Source organism: Phenylobacterium sp., assembly GCF_035276905.1.
GTDB lineage: Bacteria > Pseudomonadota > Alphaproteobacteria > Caulobacterales > Caulobacteraceae > Phenylobacterium.
In genome coordinates this window covers 1-4,934 of sequence record NZ_DATELG010000153.1, presented here as the reverse complement: position 1 = coordinate 4,934, position 4,934 = coordinate 1, and the positions used below count along the sequence as shown (strand labels likewise).

Below are 4,934 nucleotides of genomic sequence, written 5' to 3'. Positions count from 1 at the left end.
GGCCGAGCAGCTCAAGCAGATGAAGCGCATGGGCGGCATGGAAGGCCTGATGGGGATGCTGCCCGGCGTCCAGAAGATGAAGAAGCAGATCGCCGAGTCCGGGATCACCGACAAGATGGTGGACCGCCAGGCGGCGATCATCTCCTCGATGACCAAGGCCGAGCGCAAGAAGCCCGACATACTGCAGGCCTCGCGCAAGCGCCGCATCGCCGCCGGCGCCGGCGTCGAGGTCTCGGAAGTCAACCGGCTCTTGAAGCAGCACCGGCAGATGGCCGACGCCTTCAAGATGATGAGCAAGGACGGCGGCAAGGGCTTCGCCCGCATGGCCGGCATGCTGGGCGGCGGCGCAAGCCCCGCCGACCTCGCCAAGCTCAAGGCGCTGGGCGGGGGCGGCGGCAAGATGCCGACCAACGAGGAGCTGCAGGAGCTGGCCAACAAGCTGGGCGGCCCCGGCGGTCTCGGCGGCGGCGGCGGCTTCAAACTTCCCGGCCTGGGCGGCGGCCTGCCTCCCGGCTTCAATCCCTTTAAGAAATAGACTGAAAGACCAGAGGACTACCGATGCTGAAGATCCGTCTCGCCCGTGGCGGCGCCAAGAAGCGCCCCTACTACTCGATCGTCGTCGCCGACAGCCACTCGCCGCGCGACGGCCGCTTCATCGAGAAGGTCGGCGCCTATAACCCGCTGCTGAAGAAGGACGACCCGAACCGCATGACCCTGAAGGTCGAGCGGATCGAGGAATGGCTGAAGAAGGGCGCCCAGCCGACCGACCGCGTGGCGCGCGAACTGGCCAAGCACGGCCTGGTGAAGTGGCAGGCCGGCAGCAACCCCAAGAAGGGCGAGCCGGGCACGAAGGCCAAGGAACGCGCCGAAGAGCGCGCCCAGCGTGAAGCCGACCGCGCCGCCGCCGCGGCTGCGGCCGCCGAAGCCGCCGCCGCGCCGGCCGAGGAGCCGGCCGTCGAGGAAGCTCCGGTCGAAGCCGCCGCTGCGGAAGAAGCTCCGGCCGGCGAAGCCTAAGACAATTCGACTGTCATCCCGGAAGCCGCCGAGCGGCTGTCCGGGACCCATGCGCGCCGATGGAGCAGGATGTTCGCCGCGTCGCCGCCATTCTCCTCCGCGTATGGGTCCCGGTCTTCGCTTCGCGAAACCGGGATGACAATTGAGATTTTGAGCGCGTGCCCTCCGACAACCTCATCCTCGTCGCCCGGGTCGCCGGCGCGTTCGGCGTCAGGGGCGAGGTGCGGCTGACGGCCTATACGGCCGAGCCGATGTCGCTGGTCGAGTATCGCGACCTGAAGCGCGAGAGCGGCGCGCCGGGCCTGACGCTGACCGGCGGACGCCCGGCCAAGGGCGGGATCGTCGCCCGCGCCCAGGAAATCGAAACCCGCGAACAGGCCGAGGCGCTGCGCGGCCTTCGCCTCTACATCCCCCGAGACGCCCTGCCGCCGTCCGACGACGAAGACGAGTTCTACCTCGTCGACCTGATCGGACTGTCGGTGATCGGCCCTGAGGGCGAGGCCCTGGGGCAGGTGCGCTCGGTGCAGGACTTCGGCGCCGGCGACCTCTTGGAGGTCCAGCCCGCCGCCGGCGCCAGCTGGTGGCTGCCGTTCACGCGCGAGGCGGTCCCCGAGGTACGGCTCGCCGACCGCGTCATCGTCGCGGTCCGGCCGGAAGAGACGGAATAGCCGGTTTCAGAAGCTGCCGAGGAACTGGGCCGCCCAGCCGACGGCGAATCCGCTGGCGGCGATCAGGCTGAAGAAGACCACGGCGCCCGCGCCGGGCTCTTCCGGCTCGCGCTTGCGCCTGAGAACGGGCCTGTACGCCAGGACGAGGGTCATCGGCAGGCTCCTGCGGGGCACCATCAGAGAACCGCGCCGCAGCGCGTGGGTTCCGAGCCGCGCCGGTCGACAAATTCGCGGGCGGGGCCGGGAACCGCCGTTCGGAGTCCTGGGTTCTCTGGCGCGTGACGGCGGCCAACGACGCCCCCCGATGCAACGCCCCGTCACATGCGAGCCCCGGCGCTTCCCCCCGCGCCGGGGCTTTTCGCGTCCATGCAAGCGAAAACGAAACAGGCGCGAAAACGAAAGCGGCGGCCGCATCGCTGCGGCCGCCGCTTCGGATCCAGCGTTCGGAGAGGCTTAGTCTTCCGCGGTCTCGGCGACGGGCTCCTTCGACGTCGTCATCTGGCGCTCGGCGATGCGGGCCGACTTACCACGGCGGTCGCGCAGATAGTAGAGCTTGGCGCGGCGGACGACGCCGCGGCGCTTCACCTCGATGGATTCGATCATCGGCGACAGGATCGGGAACACCCGCTCCACGCCTTCGCCGAAGGAGATCTTGCGGACGGTGAAGCTCTCGTCGACGCCCTGGCCGCCGCGGGCGATGCAGACGCCTTCGTAGGCCTGAACGCGTTCGCGCTCGCCTTCCTTGATCTTCACATTCACGCGGACGGTGTCGCCCGGACGGAACTCGGGGATCTTCTTGTTGGCGAGCAGGCGCTCGGCCTCTTCCTGGCGGAGCTGTTCGATCACGTTCATCATCTTCATCCTTACTCGGGCTTCAGTCGCCCTTTGCCTGTTGATTGGCGAGATGCTGCGCCCACAAGTCCGGCCGCCGCTCCCGCGTCGTCTCTTCCCGTTGCGCCTGCCGCCACTTCCGCACCTGGGCATGATGGCCGCTGAGCAGCACCTCGGGAATCTCGCGCCCTTCGAACGTCCGCGGCCTAGTGTATTGCGGATGCTCGAGAAGCCCGTCCTCGAAACTCTCTTCACTCAAACTCTCGGGCTGGCCCAAGACCCCGGGCACGAGCCTTACGCACGCCTCGATCGCCACCAGCGCGGCGGCCTCGCCTCCGGCCAGGACCGCATCGCCGACGGCGACCTCCTCGAACCCGCGGGCGTCGAGCACCCGCTGGTCCACACCCTCGAACCGGCCGCAGAGCACGATCAGCCCTGGAGCCGTCGACCACGCCCGCACCCGCGATTGGGTGAGCGGACGCCCCCGGGCGCTCATGTACAAAAGCGGCCGTCCCCGCCGCTCCACGCTGTCGAGCGCAGAGGCGATGACGTCCGCCCGCATGACCTGCCCCGGGCCGCCACCCGCAGGGGTGTCGTCGAGGAAGCCGCGCTTATCCTTGGAAAAGCCCCGGATGTCCACTGTTTCCAGAGTCCACAGCCGCGCCTCGCGCCAGGCGGTCCCGATCAGGGAGACGCCGAGCGGGCCCGGAAAGGCGTCGGGAAACATGGTCAGGACGGAAACGTCGAAGGGCATGGCGTTTCCTTGGCCCTTGGGCGAGGCCCGGCGTCAAGCCTTGCCCCGGCCAAGGCCCACGCGTAATCCGGGACGACCGCCCAGCAGGGAGCGCCCGCCCATGGTCGACCTTCGCGAGACCCTGCAGCTCGAGCGGCTGGAGGTGAACCTGTTCCGGGGGTTCAGCCAGACGCCCGAGGCGGGACGCATCTACGGCGGCCAGGTGATCGCCCAGTCGCTCCAGGCGGCCTACGCGACGGTGGAGGGCCGCGTCTGCCATTCGCTGCACTGCTATTTCATCCGGCCCGGCGACCCGAAGATCCCGATCATCTTCGAGGTGGACCGCGCTCGCGACGGCCACAGCTTCACGACGCGCCGGGTGATCGCTGTCCAGCACGGCCGGCAGATCTTCAACCTCGCCGCCTCCTTCCAGATTGTCGAGGACGGGTTCGAGCACCAGTTCGAGATGCCGAGGACCGTGGGACCGGAAGGCCTGCCCGATCTGGCCGAGGCGCTGGGCCGGGTCGGACCGCATGCGTCGAAGGACGAGCAGCAGCCGAGCTATCTGAAGCCGATCGACATCCGCTTCATCGACACGCTCGAGCCCCATCCCGACGGCTCGCCGCTGGAGCCCGTCCAAAGGGCCTGGTTCCGCGTCGCCCACCCGCTGCCGGACGACGTCTTCTGGCACCAGGCGGCGATGGCCTACGCCTCGGACATGGGCCTGTTGGCGACCTCGCTGAGGCCGCATGGCTCGGTGTGGAACTCGCCCGACATGCAGGGCGCGAGCCTCGACCACGCCATGTGGTTCCACCATCCGACCGACTTCACCCAGTGGCACCTCTATGTGATGGACAGCCCCTCGGCCTCGGGCGCGCGCGGCCTCAACCGCGGGACCATCTACCGCCACGACGGGACGCTGGTGGCCTCCTCCGCGCAGGAGGGGCTGATCCGCTATCGTGGGCCAAGGCCATGAAATCGGCGGGGAAACTCCGGGGCCTTGCGTCGCGGTACTAGACGCGAGCCGGGGTGAAGACCTAGATGCACGCCCATGTCCGGCAAGACCCTTTACGACAAGATCTGGGACGCCCACGTCGTCGACCAACAGGACGGCGAGGCGATCCTCTACATCGACCTGCACCTGATCCATGAGGTGACGACGCCGCAGGCCTTCGCCGGCCTCAGAGCCGCCCATCGCCCCGTGCGCCGTCCCGACCGCACGCTGGCGGTCGCCGACCACAACGTGCCCACCGAGGGCCAGGAGCTCGGCGTCGCCAAGGTGGCCGACGAGGAGGCGCGCTTGCAGCTCGAGACCCTGGCGCGCAACGTCAAGGACAACGGCATCGAGTTCTTCCCGATGGGCGACGTGCGCAACGGCATCGTCCACGTCGTCGGCCCCGAGCAGGGCCGCACCCAGCCGGGCATGACCATCGTCTGCGGCGACAGCCACACCTCGACCCACGGCGCCTTCGGGGCCCTGGCGCACGGCATCGGCACCTCCGAGGTCGAGCACGTGCTGGCGACCCAGACGCTGCGCCAGAAGAAGGCCAAGAACCTGCGGGTCACGGTCGAGGGCGAGCTGGCTCCCGGCGTCGGCGCCAAGGACGTCGCGCTCGCCGTCATCCGCGAGATCGGCACCGCCGGCGGCACCGGCTACGTCATCGAATACGCCGGCTCGACGGTCCGCG

At 69.1% G+C, this 4,934-nt stretch carries 7 protein-coding genes and 1 pseudogene; 5 read left to right on the top strand and 3 right to left on the bottom strand.

The genetic code is table 11. The annotated features are described in order from the left end of the window. From VJS38_RS06880 to rimM, 3 genes and pseudogenes are all read left to right on the top strand, one after another. A pseudogene (locus VJS38_RS06880) lies at window positions 1–535 on the top strand (signal recognition particle protein); the annotation flags it as partial. A gap of 23 nt (window positions 536–558) precedes the next feature. Then, window positions 559–1,014, top strand: a complete 456-nt coding sequence (rpsP, locus tag VJS38_RS06875) for a 30S ribosomal protein S16 (protein ID WP_324087411.1) — start codon at window positions 559–561, stop codon at window positions 1,012–1,014. 158 nt (window positions 1,015–1,172) lie between these two features. Then, window positions 1,173–1,682, top strand: coding sequence for a ribosome maturation factor RimM (rimM, locus tag VJS38_RS06870; protein ID WP_324087410.1), 510 nt, complete (start codon window positions 1,173–1,175; stop codon window positions 1,680–1,682). 6 nt (window positions 1,683–1,688) lie between these two features. Here rimM and VJS38_RS06865 read toward each other — a convergent pair whose 3' ends face one another. From VJS38_RS06865 to trmD, 3 genes are all read right to left on the bottom strand, one after another. Further along, window positions 1,689–1,835: a hypothetical protein gene (locus VJS38_RS06865; RefSeq protein ID WP_324087409.1), complete on the bottom strand. Its 147-nt coding sequence runs from the start codon at window positions 1,833–1,835 to the stop codon at window positions 1,689–1,691. Window positions 1,836–2,135: 300 nt separating this feature from the next. Continuing rightward, window positions 2,136–2,534, bottom strand: a complete 399-nt coding sequence (gene rplS, locus VJS38_RS06860; protein WP_324087408.1) for a 50S ribosomal protein L19 — start codon at window positions 2,532–2,534, stop codon at window positions 2,136–2,138. Between the two features lie 22 nt (window positions 2,535–2,556). After that, entirely contained in the window at window positions 2,557–3,267 is a 711-nt protein-coding gene (trmD, locus tag VJS38_RS06855; protein ID WP_324087407.1) for a tRNA (guanosine(37)-N1)-methyltransferase TrmD, read from the bottom strand. A 100-nt stretch (window positions 3,268–3,367) separates the two neighbouring features. On the opposite strand from trmD, the gene VJS38_RS06850 reads away from it, so the two are divergent. Together VJS38_RS06850 and VJS38_RS06845 are read left to right on the top strand one after the other, a co-directional pair. After that, window positions 3,368–4,222, top strand: a complete 855-nt coding sequence (locus VJS38_RS06850; protein WP_324087406.1) for an acyl-CoA thioesterase II — start codon at window positions 3,368–3,370, stop codon at window positions 4,220–4,222. A 75-nt stretch (window positions 4,223–4,297) separates the two neighbouring features. Further along, window positions 4,298–4,934, top strand: a 637-nt coding sequence (locus VJS38_RS06845; protein ID WP_324087405.1) for an aconitase family protein, incomplete at its 3' end; no start/stop codon positions are given.

What these genes read in the sequence shown, in the direction of transcription:
- rpsP (WP_324087411.1), top strand. Translation starts at nt 559, where the DNA reads ATGCTGAAGATCCGTCTCGCCCGTGGCGGCGCCAAGAAGCGCCCCTAC.
- VJS38_RS06865 (WP_324087409.1), bottom strand. Translation starts at nt 1,835, where the DNA reads ATGACCCTCGTCCTGGCGTACAGGCCCGTTCTCAGGCGCAAGCGCGAG.
- rplS (WP_324087408.1), bottom strand. Translation starts at nt 2,534, where the DNA reads ATGAACGTGATCGAACAGCTCCGCCAGGAAGAGGCCGAGCGCCTGCTC.
- trmD (WP_324087407.1), bottom strand. Translation starts at nt 3,267, where the DNA reads ATGCCCTTCGACGTTTCCGTCCTGACCATGTTTCCCGACGCCTTTCCG.
- VJS38_RS06850 (WP_324087406.1), top strand. Translation starts at nt 3,368, where the DNA reads ATGGTCGACCTTCGCGAGACCCTGCAGCTCGAGCGGCTGGAGGTGAAC.